This window comes from Leucobacter sp. L43 (assembly GCF_016597785.1).
GTDB lineage: Bacteria > Actinomycetota > Actinomycetes > Actinomycetales > Microbacteriaceae > Leucobacter > Leucobacter alluvii.
In genome coordinates this window covers 648,406-668,506 of the sequence record NZ_JAENJG010000001.1, presented here as the reverse complement: position 1 = coordinate 668,506, position 20,101 = coordinate 648,406, and the positions used below count along the sequence as shown (strand labels likewise).

Genomic DNA, 20,101 nt, shown 5'->3' with positions numbered 1-20,101 from the left:
AGAGGGCATGTCCAAGGTTCTATCTTCCCTCCCCGTGGGCGAGCGCGTCGGCATCGCCTTCTCCGGAGGTCTCGACACCTCCTGCGCAGTCGCCTGGATGCGTGAAAAGGGCGCAGTGCCCTGCACGTACACCGCAGATATCGGTCAGTACGACGAACCCGATATCGATGGCGTCGCTGATCGAGCGAAAGAGTACGGCGCAGAGATCGCCCGTCACGTCGATGCGAAGCGCCCGCTCGTCGAAGAAGGATTCGTCGCACTGCAGACGGGCGCGTTCAACGTGCGCTCGGGCGGAAAGACCTACTTCAATACGACACCGCTCGGTCGTGCCGTTACCGGCACCCTGCTCGTTCGCGCCATGAAGGAAGACGGCGTCGACATCTGGGGCGATGGTTCGACGTACAAGGGCAACGACATCGAGCGGTTCTACCGCTACGGGCTCATGGCGAACCCGGCGCTGCGCATCTACAAGCCGTGGCTCGATCACCAGTTCGTCGAAGAGCTCGGCGGGCGCCACGAGATGAGCGAGTGGCTCGTCGCCAACGGGTACCCCTACCGCGATGCGACCGAGAAGGCGTACTCGACCGATGCCAACATCTGGGGCGCGACCCACGAGGCGAAGAAGCTCGAGTTCCTCGACGCCGGCCTCGACATCGTCGAGCCGATCATGGGCGTCGCCGCCTGGCGCGACGACGTCGAGGTGGCGACCGAAGAGGTCTCCGTGCGCTTCGAGGCCGGTCGCCCGGTCGCGATCAACGGCGTCGTGTACGACGATCCGGTGGCCCTCGTGCTGGAGGCGAACGCGATCGGCGGTCGCCACGGTCTCGGCGTCTCCGACCAGATCGAGAACCGTATCATCGAGGCCAAGTCGCGCGGCATCTACGAGGCGCCCGGTATGGCGTTGCTGCACATCACGTACGAGCGGCTCGTCAACGCGATCCACAACGAGAACACGCTCGCCAGTTACCACACGGACGGTCGCAAGCTCGGACGTCTGATGTACGAGGGCCGCTGGCTCGACCCCGAGTCACTCATGCTCCGCGAGGCGCTGCAGCGATGGGTCGGTTCTGCGATCACGGGCGAGGTCACGCTGCGGCTGCGCCGCGGCGACGACTACACGATCCTCAACACCGAGGGCGACAACCTGAGCTACCACCCCGAGAAGCTGTCGATGGAGCGCACGGTCGGTGCCGCGTTCGGCCCGGTCGACCGCATCGGGCAGCTCACGATGCGCAACCTCGACATCGCCGACTCGCGTCAGCGCCTCGAGCAGTACGCGCAGCTCGGGCTCGTCGGAGGCTCCATCGCGGAGCTCGTCGGTCAGCTCGAGCAGGGCGGCGCGGCTGAGATCGCGAACGCCGTCGGCGGCATCGATGAGGACGCGGACGAGCTCGGCCTGTCTGCGGCGTTCGACACCGGCACCGACTGAGTTCGCGCACTGCTGAGCTCCGAAGGGCCCATCCGTTCGGATGGGCCCTTCGTGCGTGGGTCGCGTTGCTCCTGCAGGGGATCCGGTGTGGAGCGGGTGCGTGCACGCCGCGTGCACCGCGTCACGCCGGATCGCGTGCGCGAGCGAGAGTGAGCTGCCGGGTGGCCGGGGGAGTCGAGCTGCCCGACCGGCGGCCACGATACGACACACAGAAACGGCCCGTCTCCTCCGAGGAGGGGACGGGCCGTTCGGCTCTGTGAGCTGCTCAGGAAGCGCGACGCGCGCGAGCCGCACGGCGCTTGAGCGCGCGGCGCTCGTCCTCGCTGAGGCCGCCCCACACGCCCGAATCCTGACCGGTGTCCATCGCGTACTGCAGGCACATCTCCGTCACGGTGCACCGAGCGCACACCGACTTCGCCCGTTCGATCTGCTCGACCGCAGGCCCCGTGTTGCCGACCGGGAAGAAAAGCTCCGGGTCTACGGTGAGGCAAGCTGCCTGTTCACGCCAATCCATGTGTCCTCCTCTGTAACGCACGCGCGCGAACAATCCGGAGACCGGATAGCCTAGAATTCGCGCCGTAACTACCTAATACGTGGCTGAGAATGCTCACGTCGGCGTGCGCGAAACTCGACGGGTTATATAGTTCCACGGAAATAGATGCAAATCAATAGGTAACCCGCAATTGACTGGAAAGCGAGCCGCAATGCCCCCGACATCTCCCGATCACCCTCGTTCACGTGCGGGGTGGGCGGTGCTCCGCGTGCTCCTGGTGCTCGAGAGCGCGCTGCTCGTCGGGGTGCTGATCTTCTCCGTCGCAGCGGCATTCGGCTCGGTCGGACCCGTGGCGCAGAACGCCAGCATCGTCGCCATGGCAGTCCTCGCCCTGGCCTGGGTGGCGATCACGGCTGTAGCGGCCCTGCGCGGGCGTCCGAGCTGGGTGCGCGGGTCGGCCCTCACCATCCACGTCCTGCTCTTCGCAGGGGGCACCGGCTGCTTGCAGCTCGGCATCGGCACCTGGCAGTTCGGCTTCGCCCTCGTCGCGTGCGCTCTCCTGGGGTTCATCGCGGCGGTGCTCGCGCGCCCTGACGAGCGCCCCGTCATCGACGAGGGCGCCTCCGGGGCGTAACAGGAGCCGCGTGCGGGTCAGACGTCGAGCAGCTTGCGCAGACGCGCGACGTGCCCGGTGGCCTTCACGTTGGTGAGCGCGTGGGCGATCCTGCCCTGCTCATCGATCACGAAGGTGGACCGGATGACGCCCTCGACGATGCGCCCGTAGTTGTTCTTCTCCCCGAACGCGCCGTATGCGCGGTGCACTGCGGCGTCCGGGTCGCTGAGGAGCGGGTATTCGAGTGCGTCGCGGTCGGCGAACCGGCGCAGTTTCTCCACCGAGTCGCGCGACACGCCGAGCACGTGATAGCCGGCGGCCTCGAGCGGCAGCGTCGAGTCGCGGAAGTCGCAGGCCTCAGTGGTGCACCCGGGGGTCATGGCCTCTGGGTAGAAGAAGAGGATGACCCGCTTGCCCTGGTACTGCGCCAGCGCACGGGTGTTGCCATCCTGGTCGAGGAGGGTGAAGTCGGGGGCCTCTTGGCCGGGCTCGAGCACTACGCGATCAGTCATACGGCCAGCCTATCGCTGCGCTCCCTCGGCGTGCCCGGAGGGTGCGCAGCAGCGCACGCCGGCTACTTGAGCAGTCGGCGGAGCGATTCGACGCGTGCCGCTCCGGCGGCGTCGAGGCGGCCGTCCGCAATCGCGGCGTCCAGTTCGCAGTCGGGCGCATCGTCTTGGTGCGTGCACCCTCTCGGGCAGCCCTCGATGATCTCCGCCAGGTCCGTGAACCCGCGCAGCATCCCTTCGGTCGTGACGTGGCCGAGACCGAAGGAGCGCACTCCCGGGGTGTCGATCACCCACCCGGCGGCGCCGTTCGCGGCACCGGGGGTCGCAGCGCGCAGCGCGACGGAGGATGAGGACGTGTGGCGACCGCGGCCGGTGACCTCGTTGACGTGCCCGATGGCGCGCTCGGCCTCGGGTACGAGCGCGTTGATGAGGGTCGATTTGCCGACGCCGGAGTGCCCGACGAAGACCGTCGTGCGACCGGCGAGGGATTCCCGGATCTCCGCGAGCGGCCAGGCATCCGGTTCTGAGCGGAACACCGGCACTTCGAGTGCCGCGAAGTGCGAGAGGAACGGCTCCGGGTCTGCGAGATCGACCTTGGTGATGCAGATGAGCGGCGAGATGCCGGCGTCGTATGCGGCCACCAGGTAGCGATCGACGAGGCGCACCCTCGGCTCGGGGTTCGCTGCGGCGACGACGATGAGCATCTGGTCGGCGTTCGCGACCATCACCCGTTCGATCCGGTCGCTGTCGTCTGCGCTGCGTCGCAGCAGCGTGCGGCGATCCTCCACGGCGACGATGCGCGACAGCGTGCCCGTATCGCCGCTCGTGTCGCCGACGAGGTGCACGCGGTCTCCGATGACGATCGGCGTGCGGCGCAGTTCCCGGGCGCGCGAGGCGAGAACCGTTCGCTCGCGCGGATCCTGCGGATCGGCGCCGGTCTCCACGAGCGCGGTGTAGCGCCCCCGGTCGACGGCCGTGATCATGCCCGTCACCGCGTCCGCGTGCTCCGGGCGCCGCTTCGTGCGCGGCCGGTTCGCCTTCGGATTGGGGCGCTGACGCACCTGGAGGTCGGCATACTCGGCGTACGGGTCGTCGGCGTCCTCGTCGGGGGTGAGCCAGCTCACGCGTTCACAGCCCCGCGATGAAGCCGCGAGCGGCCTGGCCGAGTGACGTGTCGTGCGCCGCGGCGTCGCCGCCCGGGGCGCCGAGCTCGAACGCAACGTCCACGCCGTCGCGCGAGGATTCGGCGAGCGCCTCGCGGGGTGCGACGGCGCGCGCCCAGAGCTCGGTGAATCGGGGCAGCGTCTTCGATGTGGACGCGATGTCTTCGATCTCGACTCCTGGGACGCGCAATCCGATGAGCGCTCCGGTCGTCGCCATGCGATGGTCGGCGTAACTGTGCCACACGCCGCCGTGCAACGGGGCGGGTCGTACCTCGATGCCGTCATCGAGCTCGACCGCGTCACCGCCGAGCGCATTGATCTCGGCGACGAGCGCCGCGATGCGATCGGTCTCGTGATGGCGGATGTGCCCGATGCCCGTGATGGTGCTCGCGGCACCGTCGGTGCCGTCGGTGCCGTGAGCGGCGAGCGCGGCGAGCCCGACGAGGGTCGGCGCGAGCTCGCCGGCCTCTGGCACGTGCAGCGAGACGCCCGAGATCGCCCCGGTCGCAGTGATGGTGAGATCTCCCGCGTGATCGAGGTGCGTCGCAGCGCCGAACTCGGGGAGCAATGTGCGGAGCGAATCTCCCACCTGCGTGGTGGAGCTCGGCCAGTTCGGCACCGTGATGCGACCACCGGTGACGAGCGCTGCGGCGAGGAAGGGGGCGGCGTTCGAGAGGTCCGGCTCGATGGTCACGTCGATGGCGCGAATCGCGCCCGGAGCGACGATCCACTCGCCGTCGGCGGGGGAGTCGACCCGCACGCCGCGCGCACGGAGGGTGGCGATCGTCATCTCGATGTGCGGGAGGCTCGGCAGGCGTTCGCCCGTGTGCACCACGTGCACGCCGTTCTCGAAGCGCGCTCCCGCCAGGAGCAGGGCGGAGACGAACTGGCTCGACAGCGAGGCGTCGAGCTCGACCCGCCCGCCCTGCAGCGACCCCGTGCCGTGCACCGTGAACGGCAGGGCGCCGCGGCCCTCGTCAGCGATGTCGGCCCCGAGCGTGCGCAGGGCGTCGAGCACGGGGCGCATGGGGCGCTTGCGCGCATACGGGTCGCCGTCGAATGCGACCGGTCCGAGCGCGAGCGCGGCGACCGCCGGCACGAACCGCATCACGGTACCCGCGAGACCGCATTCGATGGTCGTCGACCCGGTCAGCTCGGGCGCCGGGGTGACGCGAAGGTCGGGATCCGCCGACTCGCCGCGCGGGAGCTCCTCGATATCCGTGCCGAGCGCGCGCAGCGCGTCGATCATGAGCGCCGCGTCTCGCGACTGGAGCGGAGCATGGAGCGTGCTCGGTCCGTCGGCGAGCGCGGCGAGTACGAGCTCGCGCCCGGTGAGTGATTTCGAGCCGGGCAGGGGAACGGTCGCGTCGATCGCGCGCTCCGCCTGCGGCGCAGGCCACAGCGCCGCAGCCTCGCCGACGCCCTCGCCGGTGCCGGTCTCGTCGCCGTCTTTGCCCTGGTTCATCTTCGCGATCAGCATCGGGATCGAGTCTACCCGCAGCACTCGACAGTAGGATCGAGGGCGTGAGTGATACCGCAGCACAGGCGAAGCTGGAACAGCGCTTCACGTCGGAGGCGCTTCCGATGCTCGATCAGCTGTACGGCGCAGCGATGAAGATGACCCGGAATCCGCAGGACGCGCAGGATCTGGTGCAGGAGACGTTCCTCAAAGCGTTCTCGGCATTCGCCTCGTTCCAGGAGGGCACGAACCTCAAGGCGTGGTTGTACCGGATCATGACCAACAGCTACATCAACACGTACCGGAAGCGGCAGCGCGAGCCCTTCCTCGGCGCCGTGGACGAGCTCGAGGACTGGCAGCTCGGAGGCGCCGAATCGACGACGGCGATGTCGTCGCAATCGGCCGAGGCCGAGGCGATCGACCGCACGCCCGATTCGGTGGTCACCTCGGCGCTGAATGCGCTTCCCGAGGACTTCCGCATCGCGGTGTACCTGGCGGACGTCGAGGGGTTCAGCTATCAGGAGATCGCCGATATCGCCGAGGTGCCGATCGGAACGGTGATGAGCCGCCTGCATCGCGGCCGGGCCCGATTGCGCAAAGCGCTCGGGGAATACGCGAACGAGCAGGGCGTTGGACTCAATGCGGGAAAGAAACCGACCAAGAAGGGAGCAGCGCGATGAATGAGTGCGAGCAGGCCAAGGCGAATGTCTACGAGCTGCTCCGAGGCGAGCTCTGCGCCGAGGAATCAGCGCCGATCCGGGCGCACATCGCGGCGTGCCCGTCGTGCCAGGATGAGCGGAACGCGTGCGAGAAGCTCACGAATGTCGTGAAGCGGGCGTGCGAGGAGGAGCGGGACAGTAACTGCCCGCCGGTCGACCTGCGAGAGGCCATTCTCCGCAGTCTGCGCGCAGAGGATCGCGGACTCGTCGGCTGACCGTCAGGTCGCTGCATCGCTCCGCTTCGCATGCAGGCCGTCGAGCACCTCGGCGAGCCGCAGCGGTGCGGCCTCGTGCAGGTTGTGCGATCCGTGGATGGTGACGACCGCGCTGCTCGGGAGTCGATCCTCCCACTCCGTGATGTGCTGCCGCGACAGGATGCCCGCGTCCGCCGCGATGAGCGCCACCGGAACATCGAGCGACCGGAGTCGTTCGAGGGCGCCCCAGATGGGCGCATACGGTTGCGCTTCCTCGCCGTCGGCCGTGCGCGGCGCCGGCTCCAGGTGCGCCAGGTGGTGCGCCCACTCGAGACGTCCGTCGGGGCGGAGCCGGGTGTTGAGCGCGATGCCGCGCTCAAGCGCAGCGCGCTCGTGGCCGATGCCGAATCGCTGGGCGCGCTGCACGATCTCGTCGATGCTGCTGAAATCGCGCTGACCCTGAATGAACTCGCGCACCGATCCGGTGTCTCGCGCGGGTGAGACGCCAGGGGTGATGTCGACGAGAATGACGCGTCGCACGAGGTCGGGCCGCATCGCAGCGACGAGCGCGGCGGTCAACCCGCCGAGGGAGTGGCCGAGCAGGGTGACGGGCCGCCGGGCTACGCGCTCGAGCACCTCGACGACGTCTGCGGCCAGCGCATCGGGCCGATAGTCGCCGTCGCTGCGCCAATCGCTTCGCCCGTGCCCGGGAAGGTCGAGGGCGAGCGCCGGTCGCCCGAGGGCGAGGAGCGTCGGATCGAAGCTGTGCGCGTTCAGGCCCGCGCCGTGCAGTGCGACGATCTCCGGCGGAAGCCCACCGTCGAAGGCCAAGCCGCTGACGGCGCGGTGATCCGCGACGTCGACCGCGATCCGCGCGACCGCGGGAAGCGGCCCTGCGCGTCCGACCCGCCGAGCGTCGAAGTCAAGGAAGCGGAACTCGTCGTCGGACGCCGGAGGCGCTGCCGCTGCAGTCATCCGGCCAGTCTACGGAGTGCGAACGTACCCTCCGTCGCGCAGACCCGCCTCGATCTCGAACCGATTGCGCAGAGGATCACGGCCGGCGAGCGCGTACAGCACTGGCAGCGCCATCCCGTAGTGCCGCCACTGCGCGCGGTGCACGCGCTCATGGCGCAGCACGCGCGTCGAGACGTTCTGGTTCGTCAGGTAGCACGCTCCGACGCAGCTCCCACCGCGTCCGAAGGTCCAGCGGGGCATGCCGCGAAACACCCACAGGTCGTCGTGGCGCTCGATGCGGCCGCGACTCCAGATCGCGCCCCACACGAATCCGACGCAGGTCGCATATGCGTATCCCAGGCGAGCGAACGGCCAGGGGCGACCCGCCGGCATCACGCCGCGCCCGCCTGTGCCGGTCGTGATCCGGTGCCAGAGGTGAGCGCGGCGAGCGTGCGCAGCACCGTCGGCAGGTCCTCGGCCGCTCGATGACTGTCCGCCGGCGCGAATTCGCAGATCGCGGCGCCGGCGAGCGGCACCTCGGCGACGGCCGCGCGAATGGCGTCCGTGAGTTGCGCGACGGAGAGCCCGAATGGGACCGGGGAGTGCACCGAACCGAACTCGGCAGGGTCGAGCACGTCGAGATCCACGTGGATGTACACTCCGTCGGCTCCCGCGATGCGCTCGAGGATCGCGGAGCGCAGCGAGTCGGCACCCGTCTCAGCGGCGTCTGCGTGCAGCACCGCGATCCCGAGACGCTCCAGCTCGTCCGCCTCCTCCGGGTCGAGCGCCCGCGCTCCGATGAGGGTGACGTCGTCGGCAGCGATCGTGGGCGCTGCGACCAGATCGGGGGAGCCGTCGCCGAGCGCGTGCCGCAGGGTCATTCCCGATGCGCTTCCCGACGGCGACGTACTGGGATGCTGCAGATCGGCGTGAGCGTCGAACCACAGCACTGCGAGCCGGTCGACGGAGCGCGCCGCCGCTTCGAGCCCCGGCAGAGAGGTCGCGCAGTCGCCGCCCACAATGATCGGAGCTCGCCCATCGGCGAGTGCCGGCTCGATGGCCGTGCGAGCCGCCTCGCGGGCTCGCACGAGGCTGCTGAGCCTGGCCACGGGCGTGCCCATCGCATCACCGGCTTCGAGAGGCACGGGCACCTCGCGCAGCGCGGAAGCCGGCAGATCCTCACGGAGGAGATCGGCGCCCTCCGCGAGCTGCATCGCCCGAGCAGAGGGCGATCCCTGCCACTGAGGCATCAGAAAGAACATTGGGTGTGCCACGGCGCCCTCCTCGCAGGTTCACTGCTTCGACTGCTGCTCAGGATACGCCCGCGGCTCGGAGGGGTGCCCGAGTTCCGCGGTGCGAGAACATCGTGCAGCGGTGACCGAGAGGCGATCAGTCGACCGTCACGAAGTCGATCAGGTGCTCGACGCGCCCGACGAGCTCGGGTTCGAGGTCGCGGAAATCGCGCACGCGCGATCTGATGCGCGACCAGGCGTCAGCGATGTCCGCCTGCTCCTCGCTCGGCCAGCCGAGAGCGCGGCAGATGCCGGTTTTCCACTCGATGCTGCGTGGAATTGTCGGCCATTCCTGCAGGCCGACCCGGGCGGGCTTCACCGCCTGCCAGATATCCACGAAGGGGTGCCCAACGATGAGGACATGGTTGCCGTGGGGCCCGCGTGCGATGGTGTCGGCGATTCTGGTTTCTTTGCTGCCGCGAACGAGATGGTCGAGGAGCACCCCGGCGCGGCGATCGGGGCCGGGAGCGAAGTCCGCGAGCACCTGCTCGAGATTGTCAGCGCCCTGCAGCAGTTCGACGACGACGCCTTCGACGCGCAAGTCGTCGCCCCACACCTGCTCGACGAGCTCGGCATCGTGCTTGCCTTCGACGAAGATGCGACTGGGCATCGCCACCCGCGCTCGCTGCTGAGGCGCCGCGAAGGAGCCCGACGCTGTACGCTTGCGCGTGCCGGGCGGCGCCGTCGGCCGCACCAGGCGCACCGGCTTGCCGTCGACCAGGAACCCGTCGGCGAGGGGGAAGGCTCGAACCTTGCCCCGGAAGTCTTCGAGCTGCACGAGCCCTTCGCGCGCACCGACGACGGCTCCGCACCACTCGGACTCGGTGTGCTCGAGCACGAGTCCTTTCGCGAGCGGCACGTCGCGCCGCTCAACGGGACCGCGCCGCGGCTTCATGCGCGCCACGGGGTCGAGATCGTATCGGTCGTCGAACATGCGATCGAGCTTATCGCTGTCGACCGAGGCCACGCGTGTGAGAGGACCGTCGAATCGCAGCGCTCTGCACCCTGCCCCGTCAGTCGAGCGAGCAGTCCGTGCGGAAGCCCGCGTCCGTGAGGACGGACGCGCTCTGCTCATTCATCTGCAGCGCTCGACCGTCACCGATCTTCTCCGCCGGCAATTCGCGGATGTCGAGTTCCGCGCGCGCCAGACGTCCGAGCTCGAAGGGATGCAGGCCGCCGCCGAGACTCAGGGATGCGCTGCCCGACCACACGGCGCGCGTCAACGAGGCGACGTCGGCGTCGCTGAGGGCAGAGCGCACGCCGTCGAGCACACGGGCCGACCAGAGCGCGCGCTGCCGCGCCCCCTCGCTCTCGGAGACGCTCACCCACGCTCCGTCGACGAACTGCTCGCCGTGACGCGAACGCACGAGCCCGAGCGCGGTCGCCCCGTCGACCCGCTGGGTGCCGGCGGTGTCGATGCTGAGTTCGGCTGCGGGATCGCGCAGCGGGTACTCGATGTCCACCTCGATGCCGCGGAGCGCGTCGATCGCGTCGACGAAACCCGATCCGTCGATCGAGACGTACCGGTCGACTGCGACACCGGTCGTGCTGCATACGCTCTCCATCAGCACATCCGGACCGTCGAGGAGCGCGAGTGCGATGGAGCCGAAGTACCCGTCCGTCGAGAGCAGGTCTCTCGGAAGCGATACCGCTGATGCGGTGCCGTCGGCGCCGAGTCGCACGAGCACGAGGGCGTCGGCGCGCGCCTGGCCGTCCGGCGTATCGCGCTGGATGTCAGTCGCAGCCCGCTCGATGCCCGAGTCGGCGCCGACGAAGAGATACACCGTGTCGCCCGAACTCTTCCGTTGCGCCTGGTGCTCGCTGTCGAGTTGCGGCATCGTGACCGCATCGATGCGCGTCGCGATCACCGCGGCTGCAGCGCCCAGCGCCAGCACCACGACGAGCGCGATGACTGCGGCGATGCGCGCGGCGCGGCGAAACGCCCCCGATCGCGGACGGGGATGTCCGTCCGGATCGGGGGCGTTTCGCGATGCAGTGCTCTTCAGCTGTTACTCCGCAGCGCGTGCCTTGCGGCGACCCAGTGCGACAGCGCCGGCGCCGAGTGCGAGGGCTGCGACGCCACCGGCGATCGCGAACGGTGCGAGGTTCTCGCCACCGGTGTTCGCGAGCTTCGCGCCCGGGGTGTAGCCGACCGGCTGGGCGGGAGGCGTCACGCCGCCGCCGACGTTCCCCGGATCGGCGGGTGCGCCGGGAGCCACGGTGCCGTCGGTCACGGCCAGCGGGGCCGCGAACTCGGTGCCACTGGTCTCGCCGACGAAGACGACGTCGTACGCGCCGTATGCGAGCGTGTTTCCGAGGGTGATGTCTCCGACGATCTCGCCGACCTCGTTCGCCGCGACGGTGCCGAGCGACTCGATGACCGCGCCGTTCTGGCGGAACTCGACGCGCACGTTCTCAGAGGGCGCGAAACCGGCGCCGCTGAACCCGAACGACTCGAAGTGCTGAGCCTCTGCGACGTCGAGCGTCACGCCGGCTTCGGCGCTGACGAGCAGATCGGAGGAGGCGTAGGCGAACTGGTCGACGTAGAGGTTGCAGTACGCCGCAACTTCGTAGACGCCGCTCTCGGCGGGTGAGGCGATCGTCGCGCTCCAGGTGCCGTCGGCGTTCGCGATCCCGGTCTGCACGACGGGGTTCTCGACATCGTCGGTCGCGAGCACTGCCGCGAACTCGCCCGGGGTGCCGCCGGGGTTGATGCAGTCGGCGCCGGTGACGGTGAACGACTCTGCACCGAGCGTGATCTGCGGCGTCAGGGTGATGGGGTCGCCTTCGGCAGCGCTTGCAGCGCTTCCGCCGAACGTCAGCGCGGCGATTGCGCCGATCGCCGCTGCGCCGGCGAGCTTCTTCGAGAACTTCATGTTGCCTCCGAGGTAATGGGGTGATGATGTTTCGCGACTACGGCAATACGAGGGTGTTGCTCCCGGCACCGCTCCCGTGCATATCCGGCAAACATGTCACCGTTGATGCGCAGTTGTTCGCCACAGCAGGTGCACTGGAGCGTCAGCCTAGGTCAACGGTAGACGGCGGCTACATATTGAGCAAGCACTCAGGCTCACTTTCTGTCGCGTCGGCACATCTCTTCGGAGGCCGGGCGAGCGCCCCGGACAGAACGGGTGGTCTGCCCGGGGCGACCGCGCCGCGGGCGCTGCGCTGCGTGCGCAGTGCCCGCAGTCGGTCAGGCGGAAGCGCGCGCCTTGCGGCGGCCGAGCGCGACTGCGCCAGCACCGAGCGCCAGCGCAGCGGCGCCACCCGCGATCGCGAGTGGAGCGAGGTTCTCGCCACCGGTCGTGGCGAGCGAGCCCTTCGCACCGGTGGCGGCCGGGTCGATGTTCGCGGCGGGGTGGCGTAGTTCGTATCGGCCGTCGAAGCAACGGGGTCATCGCTGCTCGTGCCGTCGCTCGTGATGGTCAGCGGAGCCGAGTACTCGGCTCCGCTCGTCTCGCCGACGAAGACGACGTCGTACGCGCCAGCCGCGAGGGTGTTGCCGAGCCTCACCCATCCCTCGAACTCGCCGACCGCGTTCACAGCTCCGAGGCTCGAGGAATCCATGACCACACCGTTCTGGCGGAACTCGATACGCACGTTCTCCTTCGGCGTGTAACCGGCACCCGAGAAGTCGATGGACTGGAAGTGCTTCGCTTCGGCCACCTCGAGCTGTACGCCCGCTGCCTTGCTCACGAGTGCCTCGTTCGCCGCGTAGTAGAACTTCTCGGCGTACTGATCGCACTCCGCGTAGACGGGGTACACGCCGCTCTCCGCGGGTGAAGCGATGGTCGTCGACCAGGTGCCGTCAGCGTTCGCCGTACCGGCCTCAGCGATCTGAGTCGAGCCGACCGTGACGCGCACGGCGAACTCACCGGGAGTGCCGTCGGGGCTGACGCAGTCGGCGCCCGATACCGTGAACGACTCCGCGCCCAGCGTGATCTGCGGCGTCAGGGTGACCGGGTCGCCCTGAGCGGCATTCGCGGCCGTGCCGCCGAACGTGAGGACGGCGACGGCGCCGATCGCCGCAGCACCGGCGAGCTTCTTGCTGAACTTCATAGTTACTCCAGGGGGTTCGTTTGCAATCAATGCGACATCCGCACGCGCGTGCTGATCGCACCACCCGATGCCCTCCCGCAGGTTCTCGTGTCGCAACACGTCGCCCGCGAGAAGGAACTCCCCCTAGAAGATCGGCAGCTCAAAGCTTCTGCCACGATGGACTTTGGACCACGTAAGAAAATTCGGCAAACCGTCGACCGGCGGCGGGCGCGCGGTCGTGGCCGGGCGCTCGCGATAGATTGGTGCGGTGACACCCGAGGCCGGCGACCGACGCACCCGATTGCGCTCGCTGCTCGTCGATACCACGCCGCTCCGCGCGAGCCCCGCGTTCGCGAAGCTCTGGACGGGCACGTCGATCGCGCAGATCGGTGCGCAGGTGACGATCGTCGCGGTGGGGCTGCACATCTTCGAGCTCACGCAGTCCACGCTCGCCGTATCCCTCGTCGCGCTGTGGGCCCTCGGGCCCATGATCGTGGCCGGATTCGTGGGCGGTGCGCTCGCCGATGCGTTCGATCGACGGCTCGTCGCCCTGGTCACCGCCATCGCGGCTTGGGTCAGTATCTGCGCGATGACCGTGATCGCGTTCCTCGACGTGCAGGCCACGTGGCCCTACTACGCGCTCGCCGCGGTCAACGCGGCTTCTGCCACCATCATGGGGGCGACACGCGGTGCGATCCTGCCGCGCCTGCTGCCTCCGCAGCTCCTGCCTGCCGCCGCCGCGTTGAGCGGAATCACGATGGGCCTCGCCATCACCGTCGGCCCGGCAGTCGCCGGCGTGCTCGTCGCGAGCGTCGGGGTGCCGTGGACGTATCTGCTCGACGCCGTGCTGTTCACCGGCGCCTTCGTCGGTATTCTCAGCCTGCCCCGCATGGCGCCGGACGGCGCTCGCAGCGCTCCGGGCCTCGGCGGGGTGCTCGAGAGCCTGAAGTTCCTGACGCGAGCGCCCAATGTGCGTGCGACCTTCATCTGGGATCTCGTCGCGATGATCTTCGGCACCCCGCGCGTCGTCTTCCCCGCAGCCGGGGCCCTCGTGCTCGGCGGCGGTCCGGTGACCGTGGGGGCGCTCACCGCGTCGTTCGCCGCGGGAGCGCTCCTGAGCGGTCTCCTCTCCGGGCCGCTCGGCGCCGTGAGGCGGCAGGGACGCGCGGTGACGCTCGCCATCGCGGCCTTCGGGGCGTGCACCGCGTGCTTCGGTCTCGTGCTGCTCATCACGGCGTCGACCTCGGGCATCTCCGAGCGCAGCGATGACCCGATCATCCCTGCCATCGTGCTCGCCGGCGTGGCCCTCGCGGGTACCGGTGCCGCCGACAACGTCAGCGCCGTGTTCCGCACCACCATCCTCCAGACGGCAGCCCCCGATGACGTTCGCGGGCGCATGCAGGGCATCTTCTACGTCGTGGTCGCCGGCGGCCCGAGAGTCGGCGATCTGCTCGCGGGCGCCGTCGCAACGCTCGTCGCACTCTGGGCGCCCGCCCTCCTCGGAGGCATCGTGATCCTCGGCGTCATGCTGGTGCTGCTCCGCACGGCGTCCGGATTCCAGCGATACGACGCGCGCCATCCCACCCCCTGAGCCGGTGGCCGGGGGTGGGGCGGTGATACGGTGCTGGAATGAGTGCCGCACCGCAGTCGCATCCGTTCGATTCCGATGAAACACCGCTCGTGCTCGTGCGTCGTGACGGCGCGATCACGCATCTCACGCTGAATCGGCCGCGAGCGATCAACGCCCTGAACAGCGACATGTTCGCGCGGCTCGCGGCGGCGGTCTCAGCGGCGCAGCACGACGGCTCGCAGGCGATCCTGCTCGACGGGGCCGGTGATCGCGGGTTCTGCGGTGGAGGAGACGTCAAGGAACTGTCGCAGGGCTCGGCTCGGACGATCCTCGCGAACGAGTACCGGCTCGACTACGCGATCAGCACCTCAGCAACCCCGGTCGTGGGAATCATGGACGGCATCACCATGGGCGGCGGGATCGGACTGACCGGGCACTCTGCGATCCGCGTCGTGACCGAGCGCAGCCGCCTGGCGATGCCGGAGGCGCGGATCGGCATCGTGCCGGATGTCGGAGGCCACCTCCTGCTCGCCGCGGCCCCGGAGCGGCTCGGCGAGATGCTCGCCGTCTCGGCAGGAGACATGGCGGCGGGCGACGCGATCGCCCTCGGGTTCGCGGACGTCTTCGTACCTGCGGAGCGGCTGCCGCCGCTGCAGGCGGCGCTCGCCGCAGGGGCCGATCCGCAGGCCGCCGTGGACGGCGTGGCGGAGCCAGCACCGGCCTCGGCGATCCTCGACGCCCGCGACTGGTGGTCACCCATCGCGGCGTCAGTGTTCGGAGCCCAAGAACCGCCGGCCTCCGAGGATCCGGCAGGAGCCGCGCTCCGCCTGATCCGGGCACTCGAAGCGAGCGACGACGCCGATGCGGGACGCCTCGCCGCTGTCGTTCGCACGATGAGTCCCACATCGGTCGCGGTCACGCTCGCTCAGCTCGACCGGACCAGGCGGCGCGCGCTCTCGCTCGCTGACGTGCTGGCCGACGACCTGCGAACCCTCGGAAGGCTCGCCGCGCTGCCCGATTTCGCGGAGGGCGTGCGTGCGCAGGTCATCGACAAGGATCGCAGCCCGCAATGGTCGCCGGCCCGGATCGAGGATCTCGACGACGCTGTGCTCGCTCGGATCCTCGACCCGGAGGCGCACGCAGACGAGCAACCGCTCGACCTGGAGGTGAGCCGGCCTCGTTCAGCTGACGCGGGACGCGGCTGACCGGATCGCCACGGCAAGATCCCGCGGCCGGCTCCACATCGGCCAGTGCCCGGTCGGAAGGTCGACGACGTCGCAGTGCTCCAGGGCCGCGACCTCCGCGAACATGGCGTTGCCCCCGCGGGCAAGTTCGAGCACCTGCGCGCCCGAGATCGAGCAGCAGATCAGCGTCGTCGGGATCTTGCGACGGTCGTCGTTCACGAGGGCGACGGGTTGGCGGAGCACGGGGCCGGGTTGTGGGACAGCACGGTCGCGGAACCGCGCGAGCACGTCAGCGCTCAAGCCGGCGATACTCGCCTGCTCTGCAAGAACGTCGAAGGGCGGGAGCGGAAGCTCCTGCACCTCCGCGGGGAGTCCGGGAGCGAAGATGCTCCCCGGTGCCACCGGCCCCGAATCGACCCAGACGACCCGGCGAATCAACTCGGGATCGTGGTCGAGAACGAGACTCACGGGAGCATTCGCGCCGCTGTGAGCGACGATCACCACCGGATGCTCCCGGGAACCTCCGAGCTCTGCGATCACCCTTCGGATCGCCTCGGCCTGATCGTCGAGCGTCGCCTCTGTCCGTGCGGGGTCACCGGCTTCGAGGCCTGGGAGCGTGATCGCGGCGACGAGCGAATCGTCGGTGCCGAGGTGCGCGCGGACGTCGTCCCAGGCCCAGGCGCCGAGCCAGTGGCCGGCGATGAGAATGATGGTCGGGGTGCTTGCATGAGATGTCATGCGATCAGTCTCGACCCCGCGCTGGGCAGCAGTGTGTCACTATTTGTGTCATGAATCTGAACCGAGCGCAATCGTGAAGCGAGCAGAGCGACTGCACGCCCTCTCCGAATCATTGCGGCGCGGCGGATCCCGAGGGTGCACGGCCGAGCGGCTGGCGCGGGAGTTCCAGATCTCCGTGCGCACCGTGAAGCGAGATCTCGCAGCACTCGAGCGCAGCGGCGCCCCGATCTGGTCCCGGCCAGGCCCGGGCGGAGGCTACGGGTGGGCTGCGGCGACCTCCCTTCCGCCGGTCATGCTCTCCCCGGCGCAGGCCGTGGCGCTCCACGCCGCGGTGTCGGCGGCACCCGACGCGCCCTACGCCGATCTCGCGGCCGCCGGGATGCAGAAGATCCTCGACGTCCTCGATCCGCGGACCCGGGTGAGGGTCGACGAACTCGCACACCGGGTGTGGGTCGACACGCCGACGACGGGGTCCCGTGCCGTCACCTCAGCACTCGAGGCGGCGATGACCGATCAGCGCGTGCTCAGGATCACGTACGTGTCAGGCGACGGCGTCACCACGACCCGCGACGTCGAACCAGTGCTCTTCGCGTCGACGAACGGACGCTGGTACCTGGTGGGATGGTGTCGTCTGCGCGACGCCGTGCGCTGGTTCGCCGTGACGCGCATCGAGCGCGCCAGCGTGACCGGAGAGAACTGCACGGGGCACTCGGTAGCGGAGGTCGGCACCCCTCCGGCGACCGCGAGGCCGGTGCACCGGCCTCGCGGATGAACCCCGCACGCCTCCCCGCCTCGGCAGGGCTAGTGGGGGTCGCCGATGCAGAACTCGTTGCCGTCGGGATCCGAGAACGTATCCCATGCGAGCCCGGCCTCGCCGCGGCGCCCGAGGTGCGTCGCTCCCGCCTCCACCCACTCATCGACGAGGGAAGCACGGTCGACCGAAGAGTCGATGTCGAAATCCAGGTGCAAGCGGTTCTTCCCCGCGCCCGGGTCGTCGACCTTCTGGAAGCCGAGTGCGGCGGGCAGCTGCGGCGCCCGCACGATGCAGAACCACCCGTCGGCCTCGTGCACGATCTCGCCGCCGAGGCGCTCCGCCCACCAGCCCGCGAGCGTGCGCGGATCCGTCGTATCCATCGTGATCATGCTCAAACCGATCATGCCCGCCCCGTTCGTCGTCGTACGCCGCCTCCCACGCTACGGCGTTCCGCCGAAGGCCGGTAGCCTGAGACGGTGAGTGACCCCTGGAACGCGACCGGGCCGAGTCGAGTGATGCAGGGCGACAATCTGCCGATCCTGCGCTCACTGCCGACCGCGGCCTTCGCCGTCGCCTACCTCGATCCGCCGTTCAACACGGGGCGATCCCGACAGGCCGAGCGCGTCCGGGGCACCCGTGTCGCGGGTCCGCTCGAGGCCGCTGCGGGCGACCGGCTGGGGTTCCGCGGGCAGGGGTACCGCGTGACGCGCGAGACGACGCTCAGCTACGACGATCGATTCGCCGACTACTGGGACTTCCTCGAACCGCGTCTCGAGGAGGCCTGGCGCCTGCTCTCGCCCGACGGCCTGCTCTATCTGCATCTCGACTACCGAGAAGTGCACTATGCGAAGGTGCTGCTCGACGCGCTCTTCGGGCCGGAGTGCTTCATCAACGAGATCATCTGGGCCTACGATTACGGAGCGCGATCGAAACGGCGGTGGCCGGCCAAGCACGACAACATCCTCGTCTACGCGAAGCATCCGGACTGGTACTACTTCGACGCCGATGCGGTGGATCGCGAACCGTACATGGCTCCGGGCCTCGTGACAGCGGAGAAGGCCGCTCTCGGCAAGCTGCCGACCGACACCTGGTGGCACACCATCGTGTCGCCGACCGGGGGAGAGCGCACGGGATACCCGACCCAGAAGCCCGTCGGGATCCTGCGCCGAATCATCCAGGCGTCCACGCGGCCAGGCGACTGGGTGCTCGACCCCTTCGCGGGCAGCGGCACCACCGGGGATGCGGCGGCGCGACTCGAGCGCAAGTTCCTCCTCATCGACGAGAACCCGGAGGCCCTCGACGTCATGCGCGGGCGACTCAGCGCCACGGGGGCGGTGTTCGCGTGAGCGCGAAGACACCCGCCACCGCCCAGGGGGAGCCGAACGGCTTCGCTCGGAACCGGGCCGCGAGCGGTCTGCCGGTGCAGATCGACCGCGCCTCCAACCTCCCACTGCCGGTGCAGATCGCCAGCGCACTCCGCGAGGCGATCGACGCCGCACTGGTGCGCCCGGGGGAGGCCGTGCCAGCGACGCGAGAACTGAGCCGGCGTCTCGGCGTCGCGCGAGGCGTGGTCGTCGCGGCGTACGAGCAGCTCATCGCGGAGGGCTACCTGTCGCCGTCCCAGGGGCGGGGCACGCTCGTGCATCCGGACCTGGCGCGTACCCAGACCGAGACCGAGGATCGCGCGAGTCGCGGCGACCGCGACGCGGCACGGCAGGCAGAGGCCGGCACGCGGATGATTCCGGCGGATGCGCCCGTCGGCGCTGAACGCCCCGCCCCACTCGCCCCGGGCGCCCCGATCACCGACGGCGTCGTCGGCTCGGCGTGGCGGGCCGCATGGCGCACCGCCGCAGCCGACGTGGCGGTGGTTGAAGTGGTCGCACCGCCGCTCGGGGACCCGGCTCTGCGCGGCGAGATCGCAGAGCACCTGCGACGCATGCGCGGTACCTCCCGCTCGGCGGCGGACGTGCTCGTCACCGCCGGAACGCGCGACGGACTCTGGCTGCTGCTCGCGGCCCTCGGCGCGACACGGGGGCGAACCCTCGTCGTGGGCGTCGAGGATCCGGGGCTGCCGTCTCTGCGCGGGGCCGCTTCCCGGGCGGGCGCGACCATCGTCGCACTCCCCGCCGACGGTCTCGGGCTCGACACGGGTCGGCTTCCCGACGGGATGCTCGACGCGGTCATCGTGACGCCGAGCCATCAATACCCTCTGGGAGGTTCGCTGCCGCTCGCCCGCCGACGCGCCCTTCTCGCCTGGGCCAGGCGCAACGGGGTCGTGATCATCGAGGACGACTTCGATTCGGAGCTGCGATACACCGGCACACCGCTGCCCACGCTCGCGGCCCTCGACGACCCGGAGAACGGCGTCGTCGTGCTGCTCGGAACCTTCTCGCGCACGATCACGCCCGCGCTCTCCGCCGGATACCTCCTCGCCCCGGCGGGGTTGCGGGCGCTCATCGAGCCGGTGCGGCGCGACCTCGGCGGAACGGTGTCGACCGTCGTGCAGTCGGCGCTCACCGCCTATCTCGCGAGCGGTGAGCTTCGACGCCATACCGCTCGGATGCTGCGTCGGTACGCTGCTCGCCGCGATCTCGTCTCCGAGCGGCTTGCAGGAGCACGCGCCGCGCGCGTACGGCCCATGGACGGGGGACTGCATGCGGTGATCGAGTTCGCGGGCGAGCCCGAGCGCGCTCGCCGCCGGGAGGCCGCCGTGGTCGCGCACCCCGCGGTGGACGCACTCGGTGTTCAGGCCCTCGGGCGGTACTGGCAGCGGGCAGGTTCCGGCACCGGCACGGCGGGCCTCGTGATCGGTGTCGGCGGTGACGATGATGCCGCATTCGATGCGGCACTCGTGCAGCTCCGGGCGATCCTCGACGAGGTGTGACGAGCGGGCATCACGACGGTGCCCCGCCCCGACAGGCGCTCTCGCGTTGCGACCCGCGCTCATGCGCTGAGACGCACTCGCGCGCTGAGACGAGCTGCCGCGGATGTC

General features: G+C 69.7%; 22 protein-coding genes. 9 read left to right on the top strand and 13 right to left on the bottom strand.

Annotation, left to right across the window (positions count from 1 at the left end; all coding sequences use genetic code 11):
• The first annotated feature begins 7 nt into the window (after positions 1–7).
• The gene (gene argG, locus JE033_RS03070) at positions 8–1,429 is read left to right on the top strand and encodes an argininosuccinate synthase (RefSeq protein WP_090148024.1); all 1,422 of its coding nucleotides are present in this window, start codon (positions 8–10) and stop codon (positions 1,427–1,429) included.
• 265 nt (positions 1,430–1,694) lie between these two features.
• Here argG and JE033_RS03065 read toward each other — a convergent pair whose 3' ends face one another.
• Complete coding sequence (locus JE033_RS03065) at positions 1,695–1,943, bottom strand: WhiB family transcriptional regulator (protein ID WP_010156721.1); 249 nt, start codon at positions 1,941–1,943, stop codon at positions 1,695–1,697.
• Between the two features lie 190 nt (positions 1,944–2,133).
• Here JE033_RS03065 and JE033_RS03060 point away from each other — a divergent pair, with 190 nt between their 5' ends.
• Positions 2,134–2,556, top strand: a complete 423-nt coding sequence (locus JE033_RS03060; RefSeq protein ID WP_234037074.1) for a hypothetical protein — start codon at positions 2,134–2,136, stop codon at positions 2,554–2,556.
• Positions 2,557–2,573: 17 nt separating this feature from the next.
• Here JE033_RS03060 and bcp read toward each other — a convergent pair whose 3' ends face one another.
• The 3 genes from bcp to aroA all read right to left on the bottom strand — a co-directional run bounded on the left by bcp (position 2,574) and on the right by aroA (position 5,687).
• Positions 2,574–3,047, bottom strand: coding sequence for a thioredoxin-dependent thiol peroxidase (bcp, locus tag JE033_RS03055; protein ID WP_090148026.1), 474 nt, complete (start codon positions 3,045–3,047; stop codon positions 2,574–2,576).
• A 62-nt stretch (positions 3,048–3,109) separates the two neighbouring features.
• Positions 3,110–4,168 (bottom strand): ribosome small subunit-dependent GTPase A, encoded by a 1,059-nt coding sequence (gene rsgA / locus JE033_RS03050; RefSeq protein ID WP_090148029.1) that lies wholly within the window; start codon positions 4,166–4,168, stop codon positions 3,110–3,112.
• A gap of 4 nt (positions 4,169–4,172) precedes the next feature.
• Positions 4,173–5,687 carry a 3-phosphoshikimate 1-carboxyvinyltransferase gene (gene aroA, locus JE033_RS03045; protein ID WP_200329395.1) on the bottom strand — a complete coding sequence of 505 codons (1,515 nt, stop codon included), beginning with the start codon at positions 5,685–5,687 and terminating at the stop codon, positions 4,173–4,175.
• Between the two features lie 44 nt (positions 5,688–5,731).
• On the opposite strand from aroA, the gene JE033_RS03040 reads away from it, so the two are divergent.
• Both JE033_RS03040 and JE033_RS03035 read left to right on the top strand, forming a co-directional pair.
• On the top strand, positions 5,732–6,346 hold the full coding sequence (locus tag JE033_RS03040) for a sigma-70 family RNA polymerase sigma factor (RefSeq protein ID WP_090148034.1): 615 nt from the start codon (positions 5,732–5,734) through the stop codon (positions 6,344–6,346).
• The gene (locus JE033_RS03035) at positions 6,343–6,600 is read left to right on the top strand and encodes a zf-HC2 domain-containing protein (protein ID WP_090148037.1); all 258 of its coding nucleotides are present in this window, start codon (positions 6,343–6,345) and stop codon (positions 6,598–6,600) included. The genes JE033_RS03040 and JE033_RS03035 overlap by 4 nt, the downstream gene beginning before the upstream one ends.
• A gap of 3 nt (positions 6,601–6,603) precedes the next feature.
• On the opposite strand, the gene JE033_RS03030 is transcribed toward JE033_RS03035, so the two are convergent.
• The 7 genes from JE033_RS03030 to JE033_RS03000 form a co-directional block, all read right to left on the bottom strand.
• Positions 6,604–7,554: an alpha/beta fold hydrolase gene (locus JE033_RS03030; RefSeq protein ID WP_200329393.1), complete on the bottom strand. Its 951-nt coding sequence runs from the start codon at positions 7,552–7,554 to the stop codon at positions 6,604–6,606.
• Positions 7,555–7,563: 9 nt separating this feature from the next.
• Positions 7,564–7,926 (bottom strand): Fe-S oxidoreductase, encoded by a 363-nt coding sequence (locus JE033_RS03025; RefSeq protein WP_200329391.1) that lies wholly within the window; start codon positions 7,924–7,926, stop codon positions 7,564–7,566.
• Positions 7,926–8,807, bottom strand: a complete 882-nt coding sequence (locus tag JE033_RS03020) for an arginase family protein (protein WP_370567891.1) — start codon at positions 8,805–8,807, stop codon at positions 7,926–7,928. The genes JE033_RS03025 and JE033_RS03020 overlap by 1 nt, the downstream gene beginning before the upstream one ends.
• 115 nt (positions 8,808–8,922) lie before the next feature.
• Positions 8,923–9,759, bottom strand: coding sequence for a DUF3097 family protein (locus JE033_RS03015; protein WP_200329389.1), 837 nt, complete (start codon positions 9,757–9,759; stop codon positions 8,923–8,925).
• A 79-nt stretch (positions 9,760–9,838) separates the two neighbouring features.
• Entirely contained in the window at positions 9,839–10,723 is an 885-nt protein-coding gene (locus JE033_RS03010) for an LCP family protein (RefSeq protein ID WP_200329387.1), read from the bottom strand.
• Between the two features lie 111 nt (positions 10,724–10,834).
• Positions 10,835–11,701 carry an LPXTG cell wall anchor domain-containing protein gene (locus JE033_RS03005; RefSeq protein WP_200329385.1) on the bottom strand — a complete coding sequence of 289 codons (867 nt, stop codon included), beginning with the start codon at positions 11,699–11,701 and terminating at the stop codon, positions 10,835–10,837.
• A gap of 169 nt (positions 11,702–11,870) precedes the next feature.
• Positions 11,871–12,884: a hypothetical protein gene (locus JE033_RS03000; RefSeq protein WP_200329383.1), complete on the bottom strand. Its 1,014-nt coding sequence runs from the start codon at positions 12,882–12,884 to the stop codon at positions 11,871–11,873.
• 247 nt (positions 12,885–13,131) lie between these two features.
• Between JE033_RS03000 and JE033_RS02995 the strand changes: the two genes are divergently transcribed.
• The gene (locus JE033_RS02995) at positions 13,132–14,454 is read left to right on the top strand and encodes an MFS transporter (protein WP_200329381.1); all 1,323 of its coding nucleotides are present in this window, start codon (positions 13,132–13,134) and stop codon (positions 14,452–14,454) included.
• Positions 14,455–14,492: 38 nt separating this feature from the next.
• Positions 14,493–15,638 carry an enoyl-CoA hydratase/isomerase family protein gene (locus tag JE033_RS02990; RefSeq protein WP_200329379.1) on the top strand — a complete coding sequence of 382 codons (1,146 nt, stop codon included), beginning with the start codon at positions 14,493–14,495 and terminating at the stop codon, positions 15,636–15,638.
• Here JE033_RS02990 and JE033_RS02985 read toward each other — a convergent pair.
• Positions 15,615–16,355, bottom strand: a complete 741-nt coding sequence (locus JE033_RS02985) for an alpha/beta fold hydrolase (protein ID WP_200329377.1) — start codon at positions 16,353–16,355, stop codon at positions 15,615–15,617. The genes JE033_RS02990 and JE033_RS02985 overlap by 24 nt on opposite strands.
• A 73-nt stretch (positions 16,356–16,428) precedes the next feature.
• On the opposite strand from JE033_RS02985, the gene JE033_RS02980 reads away from it, so the two are divergent.
• Positions 16,429–17,127, top strand: coding sequence for a YafY family protein (locus JE033_RS02980; protein ID WP_200329375.1), 699 nt, complete (start codon positions 16,429–16,431; stop codon positions 17,125–17,127).
• 29 nt (positions 17,128–17,156) lie between these two features.
• Here the strand turns inward: JE033_RS02980 and JE033_RS02975 are convergent, their stop codons facing one another.
• The gene (locus JE033_RS02975) at positions 17,157–17,513 is read right to left on the bottom strand and encodes a VOC family protein (RefSeq protein ID WP_090148082.1); all 357 of its coding nucleotides are present in this window, start codon (positions 17,511–17,513) and stop codon (positions 17,157–17,159) included.
• Between the two features lie 111 nt (positions 17,514–17,624).
• Here JE033_RS02975 and JE033_RS02970 point away from each other — a divergent pair, with 111 nt between their 5' ends.
• Both JE033_RS02970 and JE033_RS02965 read left to right on the top strand, forming a co-directional pair.
• A complete protein-coding gene (locus JE033_RS02970; RefSeq protein WP_200331004.1) occupies positions 17,625–18,455 on the top strand; it encodes a site-specific DNA-methyltransferase in 831 nt (276 codons plus the stop codon).
• Complete coding sequence (locus tag JE033_RS02965) at positions 18,452–19,993, top strand: PLP-dependent aminotransferase family protein (protein ID WP_370567890.1); 1,542 nt, start codon at positions 18,452–18,454, stop codon at positions 19,991–19,993. Before JE033_RS02970 ends, JE033_RS02965 begins: the two co-directional genes overlap by 4 nt.
• Positions 19,994–20,101: the final 108 nt, after the last annotated feature.

What these genes read in the sequence shown, in the direction of transcription:
- aroA (WP_200329395.1), bottom strand. Translation starts at nt 5,687, where the DNA reads ATGCTGATCGCGAAGATGAACCAGGGCAAAGACGGCGACGAGACCGGC.
- JE033_RS03005 (WP_200329385.1), bottom strand. Translation starts at nt 11,701, where the DNA reads ATGAAGTTCTCGAAGAAGCTCGCCGGCGCAGCGGCGATCGGCGCAATC.
- bcp (WP_090148026.1), bottom strand. Translation starts at nt 3,047, where the DNA reads ATGACTGATCGCGTAGTGCTCGAGCCCGGCCAAGAGGCCCCCGACTTC.
- JE033_RS03030 (WP_200329393.1), bottom strand. Translation starts at nt 7,554, where the DNA reads ATGACTGCAGCGGCAGCGCCTCCGGCGTCCGACGACGAGTTCCGCTTC.
- JE033_RS03065 (WP_010156721.1), bottom strand. Translation starts at nt 1,943, where the DNA reads ATGGATTGGCGTGAACAGGCAGCTTGCCTCACCGTAGACCCGGAGCTT.
- JE033_RS02985 (WP_200329377.1), bottom strand. Translation starts at nt 16,355, where the DNA reads ATGACATCTCATGCAAGCACCCCGACCATCATTCTCATCGCCGGCCAC.
- JE033_RS03025 (WP_200329391.1), bottom strand. Translation starts at nt 7,926, where the DNA reads ATGCCGGCGGGTCGCCCCTGGCCGTTCGCTCGCCTGGGATACGCATAT.
- JE033_RS02970 (WP_200331004.1), top strand. Translation starts at nt 17,625, where the DNA reads ATGCAGGGCGACAATCTGCCGATCCTGCGCTCACTGCCGACCGCGGCC.
- JE033_RS03000 (WP_200329383.1), bottom strand. Translation starts at nt 12,884, where the DNA reads ATGAAGTTCAGCAAGAAGCTCGCCGGTGCTGCGGCGATCGGCGCCGTC.
- JE033_RS02990 (WP_200329379.1), top strand. Translation starts at nt 14,493, where the DNA reads ATGAGTGCCGCACCGCAGTCGCATCCGTTCGATTCCGATGAAACACCG.
- argG (WP_090148024.1), top strand. Translation starts at nt 8, where the DNA reads ATGTCCAAGGTTCTATCTTCCCTCCCCGTGGGCGAGCGCGTCGGCATC.
- JE033_RS03060 (WP_234037074.1), top strand. Translation starts at nt 2,134, where the DNA reads ATGCCCCCGACATCTCCCGATCACCCTCGTTCACGTGCGGGGTGGGCG.
- JE033_RS03035 (WP_090148037.1), top strand. Translation starts at nt 6,343, where the DNA reads ATGAATGAGTGCGAGCAGGCCAAGGCGAATGTCTACGAGCTGCTCCGA.
- JE033_RS03015 (WP_200329389.1), bottom strand. Translation starts at nt 9,759, where the DNA reads ATGTTCGACGACCGATACGATCTCGACCCCGTGGCGCGCATGAAGCCG.
- JE033_RS02975 (WP_090148082.1), bottom strand. Translation starts at nt 17,513, where the DNA reads ATGATCGGTTTGAGCATGATCACGATGGATACGACGGATCCGCGCACG.